Annotated in this window: 15 protein-coding genes and 1 tRNA gene; 6 read left to right on the forward strand and 10 right to left on the reverse strand. The window is 63.7% G+C overall.

All coding sequences use genetic code 11. The features are described 5' to 3' along the window. Positions 1-22: 22 nt before the first annotated feature. Positions 23-1,216: a saccharopine dehydrogenase family protein gene (locus ACA027_RS09800; RefSeq protein ID WP_370682188.1), complete on the reverse strand. Its 1,194-nt coding sequence runs from the start codon at positions 1,214-1,216 to the stop codon at positions 23-25. 332 nt (positions 1,217-1,548) lie between these two features. Here ACA027_RS09800 and ACA027_RS09805 point away from each other — a divergent pair, with 332 nt between their 5' ends. The 5 genes from ACA027_RS09805 to ACA027_RS09825 all read left to right on the forward strand — a co-directional run bounded on the left by ACA027_RS09805 (position 1,549) and on the right by ACA027_RS09825 (position 4,637). Then, positions 1,549-2,376 (forward strand): MetQ/NlpA family ABC transporter substrate-binding protein, encoded by an 828-nt coding sequence (locus ACA027_RS09805; RefSeq protein WP_370682189.1) that lies wholly within the window; start codon positions 1,549-1,551, stop codon positions 2,374-2,376. A 130-nt stretch (positions 2,377-2,506) separates the two neighbouring features. Further along, on the forward strand, positions 2,507-3,022 hold the full coding sequence (locus ACA027_RS09810; RefSeq protein ID WP_370682554.1) for a cupin domain-containing protein: 516 nt from the start codon (positions 2,507-2,509) through the stop codon (positions 3,020-3,022). Continuing rightward, positions 3,019-4,140 carry a DUF6817 domain-containing protein gene (locus tag ACA027_RS09815; RefSeq protein ID WP_370682190.1) on the forward strand — a complete coding sequence of 374 codons (1,122 nt, stop codon included), beginning with the start codon at positions 3,019-3,021 and terminating at the stop codon, positions 4,138-4,140. The genes ACA027_RS09810 and ACA027_RS09815 overlap by 4 nt, the downstream gene beginning before the upstream one ends. A 44-nt stretch (positions 4,141-4,184) precedes the next feature. Next, positions 4,185-4,397 carry a hypothetical protein gene (locus ACA027_RS09820; protein WP_370682191.1) on the forward strand — a complete coding sequence of 71 codons (213 nt, stop codon included), beginning with the start codon at positions 4,185-4,187 and terminating at the stop codon, positions 4,395-4,397. A gap of 163 nt (positions 4,398-4,560) precedes the next feature. Beyond that, a tRNA-Met gene (locus ACA027_RS09825) sits at positions 4,561-4,637 on the forward strand. A 174-nt stretch (positions 4,638-4,811) separates the two neighbouring features. Here ACA027_RS09825 and lapB read toward each other — a convergent pair. The 9 genes from lapB to gyrA all read right to left on the reverse strand — a co-directional run bounded on the left by lapB (position 4,812) and on the right by gyrA (position 17,183). Beyond that, positions 4,812-5,984: a lipopolysaccharide assembly protein LapB gene (gene lapB / locus ACA027_RS09830; RefSeq protein WP_370682192.1), complete on the reverse strand. Its 1,173-nt coding sequence runs from the start codon at positions 5,982-5,984 to the stop codon at positions 4,812-4,814. Next, positions 5,974-6,291: a lipopolysaccharide assembly LapA domain-containing protein gene (locus ACA027_RS09835; RefSeq protein ID WP_370682193.1), complete on the reverse strand. Its 318-nt coding sequence runs from the start codon at positions 6,289-6,291 to the stop codon at positions 5,974-5,976. Before ACA027_RS09835 ends, lapB begins: the two co-directional genes overlap by 11 nt. A 71-nt stretch (positions 6,292-6,362) precedes the next feature. After that, positions 6,363-6,695: an integration host factor subunit beta gene (locus ACA027_RS09840; protein ID WP_370682194.1), complete on the reverse strand. Its 333-nt coding sequence runs from the start codon at positions 6,693-6,695 to the stop codon at positions 6,363-6,365. Between the two features lie 103 nt (positions 6,696-6,798). Next, positions 6,799-8,481 carry a 30S ribosomal protein S1 gene (gene rpsA / locus ACA027_RS09845; RefSeq protein WP_370682195.1) on the reverse strand — a complete coding sequence of 561 codons (1,683 nt, stop codon included), beginning with the start codon at positions 8,479-8,481 and terminating at the stop codon, positions 6,799-6,801. Between the two features lie 184 nt (positions 8,482-8,665). Beyond that, positions 8,666-10,723, reverse strand: coding sequence for a bifunctional 3-phosphoshikimate 1-carboxyvinyltransferase/cytidylate kinase (locus tag ACA027_RS09850; protein ID WP_370682196.1), 2,058 nt, complete (start codon positions 10,721-10,723; stop codon positions 8,666-8,668). Positions 10,724-10,819: 96 nt separating this feature from the next. Beyond that, the gene (locus ACA027_RS09855; protein WP_370682197.1) at positions 10,820-11,707 is read right to left on the reverse strand and encodes a prephenate dehydrogenase; all 888 of its coding nucleotides are present in this window, start codon (positions 11,705-11,707) and stop codon (positions 10,820-10,822) included. 12 nt (positions 11,708-11,719) lie between these two features. Then, a complete protein-coding gene (gene pheA / locus ACA027_RS09860) occupies positions 11,720-12,823 on the reverse strand; it encodes a prephenate dehydratase (RefSeq protein WP_370682198.1) in 1,104 nt (367 codons plus the stop codon). Positions 12,824-13,096: 273 nt separating this feature from the next. After that, positions 13,097-14,200: a 3-phosphoserine/phosphohydroxythreonine transaminase gene (serC, locus tag ACA027_RS09865; protein WP_370682199.1), complete on the reverse strand. Its 1,104-nt coding sequence runs from the start codon at positions 14,198-14,200 to the stop codon at positions 13,097-13,099. Between the two features lie 115 nt (positions 14,201-14,315). Further along, entirely contained in the window at positions 14,316-17,183 is a 2,868-nt protein-coding gene (gene gyrA, locus ACA027_RS09870; protein WP_370682200.1) for a DNA gyrase subunit A, read from the reverse strand. 227 nt (positions 17,184-17,410) lie between these two features. Here gyrA and ompA point away from each other — a divergent pair, with 227 nt between their 5' ends. After that, positions 17,411-18,058 carry an outer membrane protein OmpA gene (ompA, locus tag ACA027_RS09875; RefSeq protein WP_370682201.1) on the forward strand — a complete coding sequence of 216 codons (648 nt, stop codon included), beginning with the start codon at positions 17,411-17,413 and terminating at the stop codon, positions 18,056-18,058. Positions 18,059-18,074 lie beyond the last annotated feature (16 nt).

The raw sequence follows: 18,074 nt of genomic DNA on the forward strand, positions 1-18,074 counted from the left end.
GCAGCCAGCGGCTGCCCCGTGTTCAATGGCGCAGAGGGCGTGCAGCTGCAGCAGTGGTTGCTGCCTCGCCGCCGTGCGGCTGGAGCAGGCCCGTATCTGCATCGCCCGCATCGGCACCCGGTGCGGGGTCTTGCAGCCCCGCAAAGTAGTGGCCCACACGGGTGGCCAGCAGGGCGGGCAATGGGCATTGTTCTTGCCGCACAAAGCCGCGCTGCGGCAGCTGGCCGCTGGCAAACAGCTCCACTGCGCCCAGCACGCCGGCGGCCGTGGTCAGTTCGATGGCGGTGCGTTGCTTGCCGCGCAGCGGGGCGCCATAGATGCGGGCGCTGCGTGTGAGTTGCTCCTGCTTGCCGGCGCGTATGCCAGTGGCCATGGCGGCCATCACCACCATGTCGTCCCGGCTGTGGGGCACGGCGCCTTCCAGCACCTGGCGCAGCAGATCGCGCCGCTCAATCAGGCGCAGGCCGTGCAGCAGCAAATGCATGGCGTCGCGGTGGCCAGGGTGGCGCATGGTCTTGTAATTCAGATTGCGCACGCGGCCGGCCAGGGTGTCGCACAGCGTGCCCAGGCCACCGGAGGTGTTGAAGGCCTCGAACAGCTCGCCGTCCAGGCTGAAGGTTTCCATGCCCTCCAGCGGTTGCACAGCGGCAGCTTGGCCGTTGACCACGGCATCACAGGGGTTGCAGTACTCGTTGATGACGCCGTCAATGCTCCAGGTGAAGTGGTAGCGCAGCGCATTGCTGGCATGGCGGGTCAGCGCACCCACGCGCAGCTGCAGGTCATAGAGCTCGTCAAACTGGGTGGCCAGATGCCCGCCCAGCATGCCGATCACGCCGGGCGCCAGACCGCATTGCGGCATCAGCACCGAGCGGGCCTGTGGGGCCAGGGCCTGCACGGTGCGCGTGGCGGCCACGTCTTCCGTCAGGTCAAAGTAGTGCACGCCATATTGGGCGGCGGCGGTAGCCACGCGCTGGGCGCAGAAAAAAGGCAGGGCATTGATGACCAGGGCATGCTGCTGCAGCACCGTCGCCAGTGCGGCGTCGTCCTGCACATCGAGCTGCAGGTAGTGCACCAGGGCGTCATCGTGCTGGGCGGGGGCGGGCTGCAAGTCAGCCAGGGTGACGGACACGCCGTGCAATTCGGCCAGCATGTCGGCGATGGTGGAGCCGATTTTGCCGGCGCCGAGGATGAGAACGTTGTCCAGGAAGAGCTGCATGGAATAACTCCTAGTCAGAGCGAGAGCCGAAGATGTTCCAGAGGTTGGAAGGCTGTACAGGACCGGGCAGATGTGGTGGTCATGTGCTTGCAGCATGGCGCGAGGATGCGGATTCGTCTCGCGAGAATTTCTAATTGCCGCTTAGTGCATTTCAGAATTCTGCGGGTTTATGCGGAGCGGCACGGCATCGCTGCGGCACTCGGGCCTGCGCGGGCGTGGTGTGACGGATGGCGAAGGCTGGCATGTCGATTTTCGCCAGGTGCATGAGCTTATGCAGGGTTTCCACGGAGGTGTATCTGGGCTACCTTTGCCGTCCTTGAAAGGACTCCCTCATGAAGCACACCGCATTGGCATTGCGCAAACGTTTTGCCCTGCAGGCCTTGGCAGCCGCTGCCTTGTTGCCCACGGGCCTGTGGGCCCAGGTGCAGTCCAGCCCGGCGCTGCAAGTCACCGTAGGCGTGACCGCCGGCCCCCACGCCCAGATTGCCGAAGTGGCCAAGCAGGTCGCGGCCCAGCAGGGCCTGCAGGTCAAGCTGGTGGAGTTTGGCGACTTCATCCAGTCCAACGCCGCGCTGGCGGCAGGGGACATCGACGCCAATATCTACCAGCACCAGCCGTTTCTGGATGCACAAAACAAGGACCGGGGCTACCGGCTGGTGCCCGTGGCCAAGGCCGTGAACCAGCAAATGGGCGTGTATTCCAAAAAGGTCAAAGACCTCAAGGAGCTCCAGAACGGTGCCCGCGTCGGCATTCCCAATGACCCCAGCAATGGCTCGCGCGCCTTGCTGGTGTTGGCCAAGCAGGGGCTGATCACGCTCAAGTCCAATGTGGGCGCGCGGGCCTCGGTGCTGGACATCACAGCCAATCCCCAAAAGCTCAAATTCATCGAGCTGGAAGCGGCCCAACTGGCCCGCTCGCTGGACGATCTGGACGCTGCCGCCGTCAACAGCAGCTATGCCGTGGCTGCCGGCCTCAAGCCCCAGGGCGATTCGCTGGCGCTGGAGGACGTGAGCACGCCCTATGTGACGGTGCTGATCGTGACCCGCGCCGGCCACGAACAGGACAAGAACCTGCAGACCTTTGTAAAGGCCTACCAGTCGCCCCAGGTCAAGGCCTTTGTGGACAAAACCTTCAAGGGTGCCTACACCACGGCCTGGTAACTGCCCAGTGACCCCGCCCTGCGCGCCAGCGTATGCTGCGGCAATGCAGACACCCTGCTGCCCACAGGGTCTGGAAAAACGAAAACGAGAGCACGCTATGCCCACCCCATCTGCATCTACCGACGATTCAATGCCAGAGCGCACACTGCGGGCCTCCGTCACCGCCCTGGGCGTGGACTGGCAGCAGCGGCCGTTGCGGCCCGAGCCCGGCCTGGCCGCCTTGCTGGCCCAGCCTGCCCTGAGCGAAGGCGACAAGGCCACGGTGGTCCAGGCACTGGGCGCCGAGCTGGTCGATGTCTGCCTGGCCCATGGCTACCACAGCATGGACCTGGTGGTGCTGCACCCGGACACGCCCGGTCTGGATGAAGCGCTGGCGCGTTTTGACCTGCCCCACACCCATGCCGACGACGAGGTGCGCTACATCGTGGACGGAGCAGGGCTGTTTGGATTTTTCGACGCAGAGGGGCGCGAGCACAGCATGCGCGTAGGCCCGGGCGACTATCTGCGCGTGCCCGCGGGTGCGGAGCATCGCTTCACGCTCACCAGCGCGCGCCGCATCAAGGCGTTGCGCTTGTTTAGCGACACCGCCGGCTGGGTGGCCCAGTACACGGCGCGCGTGGCCGACCCCATGGAGGTTTTGGAATGAAGCAGTCTGCCAACCATGTTCTGAGCCCTGTGCTGCACCGCCTGGATGTCGGCCTGTTTGTCCGTGCACAGGCTTTGCTGGATGAAGAGTGGCTGGCCCGCGATGCCGAACTCGCACCCCTGCTGCCCGTGGTTCTGGCCCGGGGCGTGGGCCAGGACTGGCACAAGGCCGGCACCTTTCGCCACCACCTGGTGGGCGTGGCGCGTTCGCTGGCGCTGTGGAAGCAGCCCAAGGACATCCGCCTGCTGGGCCTGCTGCACAGCGTCTACGGCAATGCTTTTGTCGATCTGGTGAAGTTCGACGCCAGCAGCGAGCGAGGCAATCTGCAAGCGCTGGCAGGCGAGGGGGCGGAGCATCTGGTCTACCTGTTTTGCACCATGAGCCGCACCCAGTTTGTGCAAAAGCTGCTGGCAGGCGAGCTGGCGGCCGATGGCAGCCTGACGCTGGAGAAAAACGGCCCCGAGCCGCGCCAGACCATCACGCTGACGGCCTACGAGGTGGCAGCTTTTGCCATCGTCAGCATGGCCGACAGCATCGAGCAGTGGTTCAGCTGGCAGGAAGACATTTACTCGCGTTTCCCGGCCGTGGACGCCAGCCGCCCGCAAGGCGTGCACTGGGCGGCATCGCTATGGCCCGGGCCCATGCGGCCCAGCAGCCGCATGCTCAGCCAGATCAGCGCCTTGGGCCATGCGCTGCAGCATCCGGCGCTGAAAAGCCAGCTGCCGCTGCCGCCGGTGTTTGCCCACTGCAGCCAGCCGCTGGCCGCCAGCGACGAGGCCGCAGCCACGGCGCTGTACTGGGCGGTCATCCAGCAGGACATGCCGCTGGTGGACCTGGACGTGGCCACGGCCACGCTGGAACAGGCCGTGCGCCTCAACCCCTGGGTGGGCGAGCCGCAAATGGTGCTGGCCCAGCTCTATTTGTCCGCTGGCCGTGCGCAGGACGCGGCCCTGGCGGCCGAAAGCGCACTGCAATGCTTCAGCGCCTGGGGCAATGCCTGGGACAAGCGCGTGCAATGGGATGCCTGGATGGCCTGGACGCGCATTCTTCTGCAGTCTGCGCAGGAGGGTGGCTGGCCTCAGCGGCTGGACAAGCTCAACAATATGGCGCTGCGATGAGCAAGGGGCCCGACAATAGGAGTCTTATTGACGAGGAGCAATGCGTGAACGCACCCCAAAAACAGGAACATGCGGCACTGCGTGCCAGCTACCACAAGGCCGCGGCCGATGCGGCCAAGAAGACCGCGCTGGTGCGGGCGCTGGCCGCCAAAGGCCCACGTGCCATCCAGGTGGCCAGTGAGACTGCGGCCAAGGCCGTCCGCCGCCGCAATGTGCTGGCAGCACAGCTCGCCGCCCTGGGCGTGGTGGATTTGTAAGAGCCACGCACCGCTGCGGTAGCGAGAGTGGCATGCGCCTGCCCAGGTGTTTTCTTTATGTTTCTTTGGAATAAAAAGATTTTTGGGTATGGCTTGTGGTAATATTCGATTGGTCGGTGCAGCAGTGGTTTGCAAAAAATGCTTCTGCACCGACACGATATATCGCGAGGTGGAGCAGTCTGGTAGCTCGTTGGGCTCATAACCCAAAGGTCGTTGGTTCAAATCCAGCCCTCGCAACCACCAAAATCAAGCACAGCGCTTGTCAAAAAGGCCCACGAAAGTGGGCCTTTTTTGTTGGCGGTGACGGCCTTATGCTGCGGGGCAGATGCTGTGGGCTCTGCGTGATGGAGAGGTAAAAACCTCTTTTACGCAGGCCCTGTATGCATTGGCTGTTCTTAGATCGTGAATACGTTCTTACAGCTCTTCCACCCGACGTGCCGGGTAGCTGTCCCAGCTTTGGCAGCCGGGGCAGTGCCAGAAATGGGTGCGGGCCTCGAAGCCGCAGGCCGCGCAGCGGTAGCGCAGCAAGGGTTTGCTGGCATGGTCCAGGGCTTTTTGCACCGCAGGGTGGTATTGCTCCTGGCTCAGCTTTTCACCTGCCAGCCATTTGGTGGCGGCCACCAGCGAAGGCTCGCGTGTGAGGTGCTGCACATACCAGCTGCGCTCGTCCGGGATGTTGCCGTCTTCTGCGGCGGCTGCGGGCTTGGCACCCAGGGTCACCAGCGCGTCCAGCAGGTCCAGCGATGGGGTCTGCTGGTAATGCTGGCGCAGCAAGGCCACGGTGTCTTCCTGGTGCTGGCTGGCGGCTGCCACCTCCAGCAGCAGTGGGGCGGCCAGGGGCAGGCCCTGAGGCGTTTCGGCCGCCAGGTGCAACAGGGTCTGGTAGGCGTCTTCGGCGCGGTCCAGGCGGAACAGGATCTGGGCCAGTGCAATGCGTGGGCGTATGGACTGGGGTGCGGTGGCTACGGCCTCGTGCAGCAGATCCAGCGCGGCTTCCAGCTGGGCGTTGGAGGCGTTTTCGGCGGCCTGCTCGCACAGATAGTGGGCCAGGCGGGCGCTGAAGTCGCCCTGGCCTGCAGCCTGCATGCGCCGGGCAATGTCGGCGGCCTGGGGCCAGTCGCGCGAGCGTTCGTAGATAGCCAGCAGCGCCAGCCTCGACTCGGTTTCGTACGGGGTGGCCTCCAGGCGGCGCAAAGCCTCTTCGGCGCGGTCCAGCAGGCCGGCTTTCAGAAAGTCCTGGGCAATGCCATGCTGGGCACGCTCGCGGTCACTGGGGCTGAGATCGGCACGCGAGAGCAGGTGCTCATGCACGCGCACGGCACGGTTGTATTCACCACGGCGGCGAAACAGATTGCCCAGAGCGAAATGCAGCTCCGTGGTGTCGGGGTCGTTTTGCACGGCCTCGATAAAGGCATCGATGGCCTTGTCCTGCTGCTCGTTGAGCAAAAAGTTCAGGCCCTTGAAATAGGCCTTGGGGGCCTGGCGGTTTTCGGCGCGGATCTGGCGCAGGTCCAGGCGCGAAGCCAGCCAGCCCAAGATGAAAGCCAGCGGCAGGCCCAGCAAGAGCCAGCTGAGATCAAATTCCATGGATGCTCGAAGTGATGGTGTCGGAAGAGGTGGCGGGCGCTGCGCTTTCAGGCGCCGTGCTGGCGGCCTGTTGGTCTTGCATCTGTCGCTGTGCTGCGGCTTTGCGGTGCTTCCACCAGCGCGGCACCATGCCCAGCACCCCGGCCACCAGGCCCAGTGCAAAGGCCGTCAGCACCACCAGCACCAATGGTGCCTGCCACCTGGTGCCGAAGAAGAAGTGCACGCTGACTTCTTGCTGGTTGTTCAGTGCGAAGGCGAAGAGGGTGAAAAAAATGGCTGCCTTGAGCAGCCACAGCAGGTATTTCATGTGCGCCCTTGAAGTATCAGGCCAATTCTAGGGCCAACATCCGGTGGGCTGGCGCAATGCGGGCGGTGGGCTCAGGCCGTGGTGGGCTCGGCAGCCTTGGGGGCGGCGCAGAGCTGCGCGGCCGTGTCGCGGTCTACGTCTTCGCGCAAGGCCTTGCCTGGTTTGAAGTGGGGGACGCGCTTGGCGGGAATCTGCACGGCTTCACCGCTGCGGGGATTGCGGCCGAGGCGGGGAGGGCGGCGGGTGACGGAAAAGCTGCCGAAACCGCGGATTTCAATGCGTTGGCCACGCACCAGGGCATCGCCGGCTGCATCCAGAATGGTTTTCACGGCCAGTTCGGCATCGCGCTGGGTCAGCTGATCGAAGCGGGCGGCCAATTCCTCGACGAGGTCAGATCGGGTCATCGCACAAACTAGAAGCTTGCAAAGGGTAAAAGCACAGCGGGCGCCGTGAAAGCGCCCGCTGCGATGGAGTCCTCCGGGTTAGCGCAGGGCTAACGCCAGGGGATTACTTGTCGGCGTCCAGCTTGGCGCGCAGCAGAGCACCCAGGCTGGTGGTGCCGGCGTTTTCCTTGGAGGACTGAGCCGACAGGGAAGCCATGGCTTCTTGTTGGTCAGCCTGGTCCTTGGCCTTGATGGACAGCTGGATGTTGCGGCTCTTGCGATCCACGTTCACCACCACGACGGAGACTTCTTCGCCTTCCTTCAGGACGGAGCGAGCATCTTCCACGCGGTCTTGCGAGATTTCGGAAGCGCGCAGGTAGCCCACGATGTCTTCGCCCAGGTCGATTTCAGCGCCCTTGGCGTCCACAGTCTTGACCTTGCCGGTCACCAGGGAGCCCTTGTCGTTCACGGTCACGAAGGTGGTGAAGGGGTCGCCGTCCAGTTGCTTGATGCCCAGGGAGATGCGCTCGCGCTCCACGTCCACGGCCAGCACGATGGCTTCGACTTCTTGGCCCTTCTTGTAGTTACGAACAGCGGCTTCGCCGGTTTCGTTCCAGGACAGGTCGGACAGGTGCACCAGGCCGTCGATACCGGCAGCCAGGCCCACGAACACGCCGAAGTCGGTGATGGACTTGATGGGGCCCTTCACGCGGTCGCCGCGCTTGGTGTTTTGCGCAAATTCTTGCCAAGGATTGGCCTTGCATTGCTTCATGCCCAGCGAGATGCGACGCTTGTCTTCGTCGATCTCCAGCACCATGACTTCGACTTCGTCGCCCAGAGCCACCAGCTTGGAAGGAGCAACGTTCTTGTTGGTCCAGTCCATTTCGGAGACGTGCACCAGGCCTTCGATGCCGGGTTCCAGTTCCACGAATGCGCCGTAGTCGGCGATGTTGGTGACCTTGCCGAACAGACGGGTAGCCGAAGGATAGCGGCGCGAAACGCCCATCCAGGGGTCATCACCCATTTGCTTCAGACCCAGGGACACGCGGTTCTTTTCGGTGTCGAACTTCAGGATCTTGGCAGTGATTTCTTGGCCAGCGGTCACCACTTCGGAGGGGTGACGCACACGGCGCCATGCCATGTCGGTGATGTGCAGCAGGCCGTCGATACCGCCCAGGTCCACGAACGCACCGTATTCGGTGATGTTCTTGACCACGCCTTGAACAATGGCGCCTTCCTTCAGGGTTTCCATCAGCTTGGCGCGCTCTTCGCCCATGGAGGCTTCGACCACAGCGCGGCGCGACAGCACCACGTTGTTGCGCTTGCGATCCAGCTTGATGACCTTGAATTCCAGGGTCTTGTTTTCGTAGGGGGTCAGGTCCTTGATAGGACGGGTGTCGATCAGCGAACCGGGCAGGAAAGCGCGGATGCCGTTGACCAGAACGGTCAGGCCGCCCTTGACCTTGCCGGAGGTGGTGCCGGTCACGAATTCGCCGGATTCCAGCGCCTTTTCCAGGGCCAGCCAGGAAGCCAGACGCTTGGCGGTGTCGCGCGACAGGATGGTGTCGCCGTAGCCGTTTTCGATGGAGCCGATGGCCACGGACACGAAGTCACCCACTTGGACTTCGATTTCGCCCTGGTCGTTCTTGAATTCGTCGATTGGCACATAGGCTTCCGACTTCAAGCCAGCGTTCACCACCACGAAGTTGTGCTCAACGCGCACGACTTCAGCGGTAATGACTTCGCCAGGACGCATTTCGGTGCGTGTCAACGACTCTTCAAAAAGGGCGGCAAAAGATTCAGACATGTAGTTCCTTGACCGGATGCAGGTTTCCGTCGGCACCATTGCCGACGTTTTTAAGGCTGCACACGGAGGGTTGTGGGCTCGCACCCACGGGGTTCTAGGTTGCAAACCGCAGCGCCAGTGCGCGTGAAAAGCGCGGATGTGGCGTGCGGACCTGTGCTTTTTGGGGACTGGTTCAGCCCTGTGCCTATTGGCTTGCGCCTGGTGTTGTTGCACCTTGCGCAAAAGGCTGGCGCTGTGCCCACCAGTTCAACACCTGCTGCACGGCCTCATCGATCGTGCCGCAGGAATTGTCTAGGCGCATAGCGTCTTCTGCAGGTTTAAGCGGCGCCGCAGCGCGTTGTGTATCGCGTGCGTCTCTCGCCTCCAAGTCAGCAAAAAGCGCATCCATGTTAGCAGAAAGGCCCTTGGAAATCAATTGCTTATACCTACGCTCGGCGCGGCATTGCACGCTGGCCGTGAGGTAGACCTTGAGCGGGGCGTCGGGGAAGATCTCCGTGCCCATGTCGCGCCCATCGGCCACCAGGCCGGGCAGGGCGCGGAAGGCGTGCTGCATGTCCACCAGCGCGGCGCGCACAGCGGGGAAGGCCGAAACCTGGGAGGCATGCATGCCGGCCGTTTCGCTGCGAATGGCCAGGGACACATCTTCGCCATTGACCAGCACGCGCTGGTCGGCGGTGAATTCCAGACGCTGTTCGGCCATCAGCGTGGCAATGCGCTCGGCATTGGCGGCTTCCAGCGCTAGGCCGGCGCGCGTGGCCACCAGGCCGGTGATGCGGTAGAGCGCGCCCGAGTCCAGCAGGTGGTAGCCCAGGGCCTCGGCCACTTGCGCCGCGATCGTGCCCTTGCCCGAGCCCGAGGTGCCGTCAATGCAGATCACGGGAATGCGTGCGTTGGCCGTGTCGCAGACCGAGAACAAGGCCTCGAAGTAATCAGGGAAGGTCTTGGCCACGCACTGCGGGTCTTCGATGCGCACCGGCAGGCCGGCCGGGTTGAAGGCGGCCAGCGAGAAGCACATGGCCACGCGGTGGTCGTCGTAGGTGTGGATGCTGCCGGCTTTCCATGCAGCTGCGGCGGCTGGCGGCGTGATGCAGATGTAATCCGCGCCTTCCTCCACCGTGGCGCCCAGCTTGCGCAGCTCGGTGGCCATGGCAGCAATGCGATCGGTCTCCTTGACGCGCCAACTGGCGATGTTGGTCAGGCGGGTCGTGCCCTCGGCATAGAGCGCCATGACGGCCAGTGTCATGGCTGCATCGGGGATGTGGTTGCAGTCCAGGTCTATGGCCTTGAGCGGCCAGGCCCCACGCGAAACCTGCAGCCAGTTCGGGCCGCTGTCCACCTGGGCGCCCATGGAGCGGGTGGCCTCGACAAAGCGAATATCGCCCTGGATGGAGTCCTGGCCCACTCCCAAAATCTTGACGCCGTTGTGGCCTGCAGTGTTGGCCGCAATGGCACCAAGCGCTATGAAGTAGCTAGCAGACGAGGCGTCGGCTTCGACATGAATATCGCCGGGCGACTGGTAGCGGCTGCCGGCCGGAATCACAAAGCGTTGCCAGTCTTCGTTTTTCACCGCAATGCCAAAGCGGGCCAGCAGCGCAAGCGTGATGTGGATATAGGGCTTGGAGATCAGCTCGCCCACCACCTCGATGGTGATGTCGCGGTCCGTTGCCAGCAGGGGCAGGGCCATCAGCAGCGCGGTCAGAAACTGGCTGGAGACATCGCCGCGCACCGGAATGGCTTGCGTGCTCAGCTGGCTGAAATCGGGCTGACCAATCTGGAGCGGCGGAAAGCCTGGGTTGCCCAGATAGTCAATGCTGCAGCCGAGTTGGCGCAAGGCATCCACCAGGTCGCCAATGGGGCGCTCGTGCATGCGGGGCACGCCCGTCATCTCAAAGTTGCCACCCAGCACGGCCAGGGCCGCAGTCAGCGGGCGCATGGCGGTGCCGGCATTGCCCAGGAACAGTGTGGCGGCTGTGCCCGCAGGCAATTGGCCGCCAATGCCGGTGACTGCAATCGGCTGGCCCGGGGTCACGGCAGCGGGCTGAATACGGCAGCCCAACTGCTGCAGGCCGGCCAGCATGACGCGGGTGTCGTCCGAATCCAGCAGATCGTGGATGGTGGTCGTGCCCTGGCTGAGGGCGGCCAGCAGCAGCACGCGGTTGGAAATGCTTTTGGAGCCGGGCAGGTGGACCGTGCCGCCGGCCGTGGCCAGCGGAGGAAGGTCGAGAAACGCGGTGCGGAACATGCGGGTTCCTTCAAAAAGGTCAAAAAAGCGGTACGAGATTGTGGAGGCAGGCCTTGGTGCAGCGCGTGCCTGTCTGCAAGCGAAATGCGCTGCAGCTCAGTCTTTGTGGGCGCTGGCCATGGCCTGGCCTATGGTCCATTGCAGCCGGCTTTGGCTGGCACTGGTCAGCAAGGTTTGCAGGGCTGTGGCGTCGTCGGCCTCCATGGCCTGCTCCAGCTCCTGCAGCGCCAGCTGGAACTGGCGCGCCTGGGCCAGCACTTCTTTTTTGTTGGCCAGCAAAATATCACGCCAGATCTGCGGGTCGCCCGCGCCAATGCGGGTGAAGTCGCGAAAGCCCGGGCCGGCCAGCGACAGATAGGTGTCGCCATCGGCCTGGCGCAGCATGCTGCGCATCATGGCAAAGGCCAGCAAATGGGGAAGGTGGCTGACGGCGGCCAGGGCGTTGTCGTGTAGCTCGGGCGCCATGACGCTGACGCGGCAGCCCAGGGCCTGCCACAGCGCCTGGGCGCGTTGCAGCTGGACGCTGTGGGTGTGCGCCGTAGGCGTCAATACCACCTGGGCGCCCTGGTAGAGCTGGGCGTCGGCATGCTCCACGCCGGCCACTTCCTTGCCGGTGATGGGGTGTGCGGGCACAAAGCTGGCCAGTTGCTCGCCCAGGGCCTGTGCGGCAGCTTGGGCCACATCCACCTTGGTGGAGCCCACGTCCATGACCAGCATCTGGGCGGTGATGTGGGGGCGAATGCTGCGCAGCGTGGCTTCGGTGGCGGCCACGGGCACGGCCAGCAGCACCAGGTCGGAGCCGGCGGCGGCCTGGGCAGCGTCGGTGACGGCGGCATCGATCACGCCCAGCTGCAGCGCGCGTGCGGTGGTGGACGGTGATTTGCTGTAGCCCACCACGCGGCGCACCAGGCCGGCTTTTTTCAGCGCCAGCGCAAACGATCCGCCCATCAGGCCGCAGCCCAGCAATCCCAGTTGGTCAAACATCGCAGCCCGTCCTCAACCCGCAGCCACGGGGTAGGTGCCCAGCACCTTGTAGAAGGCGCTGAGGCCTTGCAGCTCGGCCAGGGCCTGGGCCACATGGGGCTGGTCCGGGTGGCCTTCGATGTCCACGTAGAAGTAGTACTCCCATTTGCCGGTGCGCGCCGGGCGCGACTCGAAGCGGGTCATGGACACGCCATGCTGCTTGAGCGGCACCAGCAGATCGTGCACGGCGCCGGGGCGGTTGGGCACGGAGATGATGATGCTGGTGCAGTCATGGCCGCTGGGCGCCGGCGTGGGCAGGGTGCCGGGCAGGCAGATGACGGCAAAACGGGTGCGGTTATAGGCCTCGTCCTGGATGGCATGGGCCACCACATGCAGGCCGAACTGCTGGGCCGCACGCTCGCCGGCAATGCCGGCCCAAGTGGGGTTGAGCGCGGCCAGGCGCGCGCCCTCGGCATTGCTTTCCACCGGGCGGCGCTCGGCATGCGGCAGGTGCTTGGACAACCAGCTCTGGCATTGGGCCAGGGCCTGGGGGTGGGCTGCCACCACTTCAATGCCCTCGGCCGAATTGCTGGTGCGCAGCAGGTTGTGGCGGATCAGCAGGCTGACCTCGCCCACCACCTGGCAGGGCGTGTGCAGCAGCATGTCCAGCGAGCGGGTGACCACGCCTTCGGTGGAATTCTCAATGCCCACCACGCCGTATTGGGCGCTGCCGGCGGCCGTGGCGTGAAAGACTTCTTCAAAGCTGCCGCAGTACAGCAGATTGGCCGCACCGCCAAAGTACTGGATGGCGGCCTCTTCGCAGAAGGTGCCGGCCGGGCCCAGCACGGCCACGCGCTGGGGCGATTCCAGTGCCAGGCAGGCGGACATGATTTCGCGCCAGATGGCGGCCACATGCTGGCCCTTGAGCGGGCCGGGGTTGGCGCCCTTGATCTTCTCGATCACCTGGGCCACGCGGTCGGGGCGGAAGAAGGCCGAGCCCTCGTGCTTTTTGACCTCGCCCACACGCTCGGCCACCAGGGCGCGCTGGTTCAGCAGGGTCAGCAACTGCTGGTCGAGGTTGTCGATCTGCACACGCAGGCTGGCCAGTTCCGGGGTGGCTTGGGGTTCTGTGCTCATGGTGCTAGTAAAAATCGGAGCATCTATAGCGCGTCACATCAGGGTTTCGATATGTTTTGTCTTTGAAACGCTTGATGTGTCTGCGGTGAATGCTCCTGTTTGTTCAGTGGAGGAAAGGTGCTGCGATTGATGCCCAGAGTCTATGCAACTGGCGCTTGCCCGGGTCAGGGACAGCGAGCAAGGGCCTATACCGGCCGCGCCGCCCCGCAGCGAGGCTGTCGTCCCCCTCCCACGCAGTGAGAGAGGGGGCGCGGCAAAGCCGCTCAGGGGTGTTTATGCGGTCTTTTCGAAATCACGCATGTAGTCGACCAACGCCTGCACGCCCACCAGCGGCACGGCGTTGTAGATGCTGGCACGCATACCGCCCACGGACTTGTGGCCCTTGAGTTGCAGCAGGCCGCGTGCCTTGGCACCGGCCAAAAAGGCATCGTTGCGGCTCTCGTCGCGCAGCAAAAAAGGCACGTTCATGCGCGAACGATAGGCCTTGTCCACCTGGTTGACGTAGAGCTGCGAGTTGTCGATATAGCCATACAGCAGCTCGGCCTTGGCCATGTTGCGCGCCTGCATGGCGGCGATGCCGGTGAGGCCGCCCTCGGTCTGGCGCTTGAGCCATTGGAAGGTGAGGCCGGCCATGTAAATGCCCCAGGTGGGTGGAGTGTTGAACATGGACTCGTTCTCGGCCACGACCTTGTAATCAAAGGCGGTGGGGCAGATGGACAGGGCGTGGCCCAGCAAGTCTTCGCGGACGATGACCATGGTCAGGCCGGCCGGGCCGATGTTTTTCTGCGCGCCACCAAAGGCCAGGCCCACGCGGCTCCAATCCACGGGGCGCGAGGCCACATGCGAGGAAAAGTCAATCACCAGGGGCGCGTCGCAGCCCAGGGCTTTCAGGTCGGGCAGCTGCTGGAATTCCACGCCGTGGATGGTCTCATTGCTGCACAAGTGCACATAGGCCGCGTTGCTGGAGAGCTTCCAGCTGGCAGCGTCGGGCACGCTGGTGAAGCCGCTGGCCTCGCCGCTGGCGGCCAGGTGGCTGCTGGCGTATTTACCGGCTTCCTGGAAAGACTTTTTGCTCCAGCTGCCGGTGACCACAAAGTCCACCGTGCCGCCCTTGGACAGGTTCAGCGGGACGATGGCGTTCTCGGCCAGGCCGCCGCCTTGCATGAACAGGATCTTGAAGTTGGCCGGCACGGCCAGCAGCTCGCGCAGATCGACCTCGGCCGTTTGGTAGATGCTGATGAACTCCTTGCCACGGTGGCTCATCTCCATCACGCCCATGCCGCAGCCATGCCAGTCCAGCATCTCGGAGGCGGCTTGCTGCAAGACTTCTTCAGGGATGGCGGCGGGGCCGGCGGAAAAGTTGTAGGGGCGGTTCATGGAAAGCTACCAAATAGGGCTGTGGCGCAGCAGGGGTCAGCGCTGTCAGCTATCAAAAATGCAATCTTAGGCGGAAAAACACCCCACGGCTTGCGCGGTGGGGTGTGGAGAGTGCTTATTCCGCGGCTGGCGTTGGCGGCGTGCTGCCGTCGTCGGCGGCGGCTTCGGTATCACCCTCTGCAGCCTCGGCTTCGGCATCGCCGTTGGCGTCGTTTTCGGCAATCCGTTGCAGGCCGCTGAGCTTGGCGCCTGAATCCAGTGCGATCAAGGTCACGCCCTGGGTGGCGCGGCCCATTTCGCGGATCTCGCCCACCCGGGTGCGCACCAGCACACCAGTGTCGGTGATGAGCATGATTTCATCTTCCGGCGCCACCAGGGTGGCAGCCACCACCTTGCCGTTGCGCTCGGATTGCTGGATGGCAATCATGCCCTTGGTGCCACGGCCATGGCGGGTGTATTCCACGATGGAGGTGCGCTTGCCGTAGCCGTTTTCGGTGGCGGTCAGCACGCTGTGCAGGGTCTCGCGTGGTTGCTCGGCCAGCGCGGCTTCGGCGGCTTTTTCGGCCAGCTCCAGCGCGGCGCGGGCAGCGTCCATCTGCTGCTGCAGAGCATCGAGCTCGGCGGCGGGGGCGCTGGCGTCCTGGGCTTCCTTGTGCTGGGTCTGCAGCGCGTCCAGTGCGTCCTTGGCTTTGCGGGCCTCGACTTCGGCGGGGTGCTGGTCGGCGACCAGCATGGCAATCACGTTCTGCGTGTCGTCGATGTTCATGCCACGCACGCCGCGTGCGGTGCGGCCCATGGGGCGCACATCGTTTTCATCGAAGCGCACGGCCTTGCCGCCGTCGCTGAACAGCATCACGTCATGCTGGCTGTCGGTCAGCGCTGCGCCAATCAGCACATCGCCTTCATCCAGTCCCACGGCGATGATGCCGGCCTTGCGCGGGTTGCTGAACTCGGTCAGCGGCGTCTTCTTCACGGTGCCCATGCTGGTGGCCATGAAGACGAAGTGGTCCTCGGGGAAGCTGCGGTTGTCGCCGGTGAGCGGCAGCACCACGTTGATCTTCTCGCCCTCTTGCAGCGGGAACATGTTGACGATGGGGCGGCCGCGCGAGCCGCGTGAGCCGGCAGGCACTTCCCAGACCTTGAGCCAGTACAGGCGGCCACGGTTGGAGAAGCACAGCAGATAGTCGTGCGTGTTGGCGATGAAGAGCTGGTCGATCCAGTCGTCTTCCTTGGTGGCCGTGGCCTGCTTGCCGCGCCCGCCGCGCTTTTGCGAGCGGTATTCGGACAGAGGCTGGCTCTTGATGTAGCCGGTGTGGCTGAGCGTGACCACCATGTCGGTGGGCGTGATCAGGTCTTCGGTGGACAGGTCTTGCGCGCTGTACTCGATGGTGGAGCGGCGCAGGCCCTTCTTGGTCTGGCCGAACTCGGCCTTGATGGCGGTCAGCTCGTCGCCAATGATGACGGAGACGCGCTCGGGTTTGGCCAGGATGTCGAGCAAGTCCTCGATCACGGCCATGATGTCCTTGTACTCGGCAACAATCTTGTCCTGCTCCAGGCCGGTCAGGCGCTGCAGGCGCATTTGCAGGATTTCCTGGGCCTGGGTTTCCGAGAGGCGGTACAGACCGCTGCCCTGCATGCCGAACTCCTGCTCCAGCCCTTCGGGGCGGTAGTCGTCGGCATTCACCACGCCGCCATCGGCGCGGGTGCGGGTGAGCATTTCGCGCACCAGCTTGCTGTCCCAGGACTTTTCCATCAGCGCAGCCTTGGCCACTGGGGGGGTGGGGGCGTTGCGGATGATGGCGATGAAGTCATCGATATTGGCCAGGGCCACGGCCAGGCCTTCCAGCACATGGCCGCGGTCGCGGGCCTTGCGCAGCTCGAACACGGTGCGGCGCGTGACCACTTCGCGGCGGTGCTGCAGAAAGACCTTGACCAGGTCCTTGAGGTTACACAGCTTGGGCTGGCCGTCCACCAGGGCGACCATGTTCACGCCGAAGGTGTCTTGCAGCTGGGTCTGCTTGTACAGATTGTTCAGCACCACTTCGGGCACTTCGCCGCGCTTGAGCTCGATCACCAGGCGCATGCCGGACTTGTCCGACTCGTCCTGGATATGGCTGATGCCTTCGATCTTCTTCTCATGCACCAGCTCGGCCATGCGCTCTTGCAGGGTCTTCTTGTTCACCTGGTAGGGCAGCTCGTCCACGATGATGGACTGGCGCTGGCCACGGTCGATGTCCTCGAAGTGCACCTTGGCGCGCATCACCACACGGCCACGGCCGGTGCGGAAGGCTTCCTTGACGCCATTGATGCCGTAGATGATGCCGGCAGTGGGGAAGTCGGGCGCGGGGATGATCTCCATCAGATCTTCCACGCTGGCCTCGGGGTTGCGCAGCAGGTGCAGGCAGGCGTCCACCACCTCGTTGAGGTTGTGTGGCGGAATATTGGTGGCCATGCCCACGGCAATACCGGCTGAGCCGTTGACCAGCAGATTGGGCAGGCGCGCGGGCAGGGTCAGCGGCTCGCTTTCGCTGCCGTCATAGTTAGGGCCGAAGTCGACGGTTTCCTTGTCGATGTCGCCCAGCATTTCATGGGCAATCTTGGACAGGCGGATTTCGGTGTAACGCATGGCCGCGGCGCTGTCGCCGTCGACCGAACCGAAGTTGCCCTGGCCGTCCACCAGCATGTGGCGCAGCGAGAAATCCTGGGCCATGCGCACGATGGTGTCGTAGACGGCACTGTCACCGTGCGGGTGGTATTTACCGATGACGTCACCCACAATACGGGCCGACTTTTTGTAAGGTCGGTTCCAATCGTTGTTGAGTTCATGCATCGCGTAGAGCACACGCCTGTGCACGGGCTTCAGGCCATCGCGTGCATCGGGGAGGGCCCGGCCTACGATCACGCTCATGGCGTAGTCGAGATAGCTGCGGCGCATTTCCTCTTCGAGGCTGATGGGAAGTGTTTCTTTTGCAAACTGGGTCATGTACTTGGGCGGTGACGGCGAAGACCGGTCATTCTAGAAGGAATGGGCTGTTGCTGCCAGGCAACATATGCCGGGTATTAGGCTTTTGTCCTACGGTTGCGATTCAAGGGCCTTGGCTTTTGATCTGTTACGTATGGCACAATTAAAGCCAGCGTTCTTGGTGATGGTCACTAATGACGTCCTCAATTCCGTGGTTAAGCCACGGCTCAATCCCCAAGAGGAGAACCATGAAGAAACTGAACAAAGTAGCGATGCTGTTCGCAACCGCAGCCCTGGCAACCGCAGCTGGTGCACAAGTCAAGGCAGCTAACGGTGGCAACGTCATCGAAAACTGGCAGAACGGCACTGGCGAACAAGTGTGGAAGAACGGCACGAACGAACTGTGCTGGCGCGATTCCACCTGGACGCCTGCTACTGCAGCCGCTGGCTGCGACGGCGCCCTGCAAGCCGCTGCTCCCGCAGCAGCTACCGCTGCTCCTGCAGCTACTGCCCCTGGCGTTGCTCCCGCTCCCGCCGTGGCTTCGAAGGTGACTTTCGCCGCCGACGCCTTCTTTGACTTCGACAAGGCTGTTCTGAAGCCCGAAGGCAAGGCCAAGCTGGACGATGTGGCCTCCAAGGTCAAGGACATCAACCTGGAAGTTGTGATCGCTGTGGGGCACACCGACTCCGTTGGCTCTGATGCTTACAACCAAAAGCTGTCCGTGCGCCGCGCTGAAGCCGTGAAGGCTTACCTGGTGTCCAAGGGCATCGCTAAGGACCGCGTCTACACCGAAGGCAAGGGCAAGAAGCAGCCTGTGGCCGACAACAAGACCAAGGACGGTCGCGCAAAGAACCGTCGCGTGGAAATCGAAGTGGTGGGCACTCGCGCTCAGTAATCACTTGATTACCCTG

The sequence above is a fragment of the Comamonas sp. GB3 AK4-5 genome, assembly GCF_041320665.1.
Lineage (GTDB): Bacteria > Pseudomonadota > Gammaproteobacteria > Burkholderiales > Burkholderiaceae_C > Comamonas.